At 63.2% G+C, this 1,460-nt stretch carries 1 protein-coding gene; it reads left to right on the top strand.

The annotated features are described in order from the left end of the window. Positions 1-1,319 (top strand): TonB-dependent receptor (locus tag Q0341_RS11885; RefSeq protein ID WP_299513563.1); only part of this gene is annotated, 1,319 nt, incomplete at its 5' end. Positions 1,320-1,460: the final 141 nt, after the last annotated feature.

The following is a 1,460-nucleotide window of genomic DNA, read 5'->3' on the forward strand; positions in this document are numbered from 1 at the left end:
CCGGCGTTTTTGCGGGCACCACGGGCAGCTTGCGCTTCAAGCAAAACCTCGACGGCGGTTGGCTTTGGACCACACAATACGGCGCACAACGCTTGCGTACCGACGACCGATTGAGCTATGCCTTTGGCTGCACGACACCCAGCGGCGACTGGGTTGGCGACAAGTACTGCAGCAACGGCGGCTTTGACCTGTACGACTACCGCAGCGACAACGAACGCCGCAGCAGCGATGCGCTGCAAACCGAACTCAATGGCTCGGTGCAACTGGCCGGTCTGCGCCACCACCTGGGGCTGAGCATCATGCGCAGCCGCTTGCTGGACCGCCCCTCGTCCATGCAGGCCTACAACTGGGCGGGTACGGGCAACATCGACGGCACATCCGAGAGCCCCGAGGCCCAACCCACACCCGGCGACCTGAACACCCAGCGCAGCGAATACACCACCGAAATCGCCCTGCGCGACCGCATCGAGTTGAGCGCGCAAACCGCCTTGTGGCTGGGCTTGCGCCACACGCGCCTGAACCGCGCCAGCGAGCGCACCGATGGCAGCCGTGCGGTGCAGGACGAGCGCAGCTTCAACACCCCGTGGGTGGCGCTGACGCACCAGATCACGCCCGCCTACCTGGTCTACGTCAGCTACGGTGAAGGGATTGAAACAGACGTCGCGCCCAACCGCAGCCGCTACACCAACGCCGGGCAAGCCCTGCCCGCGCTGCGCAGCGAGCAGTTCGAGATCGGCGTCAAAGGCCAATGGGCACGTACCCGCTGGCAAGCGAATTGGTTTGACATCACCCGCCCCGTGGCGGGCGACGAAGGTGCCTGCGACGAGGCCAACACCTGCACCCGAAAAATCGACGGCCAAGCCCGACACAGAGGCCTTGAGTTGTCGGCCGGCCTGACCCAAGCGCAATGGCAATGGGACATCGCCACCACTTGGACAGACGCCAAGCGCCAAGCGGCTGAGATTGACCCCAGCGTGAACGGCCAACGCCCCTTGAACGTGCCGCGCATGAACTTGCGCGCCATGGCGCAATACCGGTTCGCAGGCGTCCCCGGTCTGCGCAGCAGCTTGCGCTTGAACCACGAAGGCACCCGCCGCGTCACCGAGGATGCCGTCATCCAACTGCCCGCTTGGACCACGCTCGATCTGGCCACGCATTACGTCACGCGCATCCAGGGCACGCGCACGCAATGGACGCTGGCCATCGACAACCTGGCAGACCGCCATTACTGGCGTGAATCGCCCAAACAATACGGCCACTACTACCTGTACCCCGGCGCACCGCGCACGCTGCGTGTGGCGGTCAAGGCCAGCTTCTGAAAGATGCACGCGAAGATTTTCAAAAAATCTGCTGCCCCTTCTCAAAACAGGCTAAAAATCACTCTATAATTCAATGCTGTTCCTCGATAGCTCAGTCGGTAGAGCGCCGGACTGTTAATCCGTAGGTCCCTGGTTCGAGCC

The organism is uncultured Limnohabitans sp. (assembly GCF_937889215.1).
In the GTDB taxonomy this organism is placed as follows: Bacteria; Pseudomonadota; Gammaproteobacteria; order Burkholderiales; family Burkholderiaceae_C; genus Limnohabitans_A.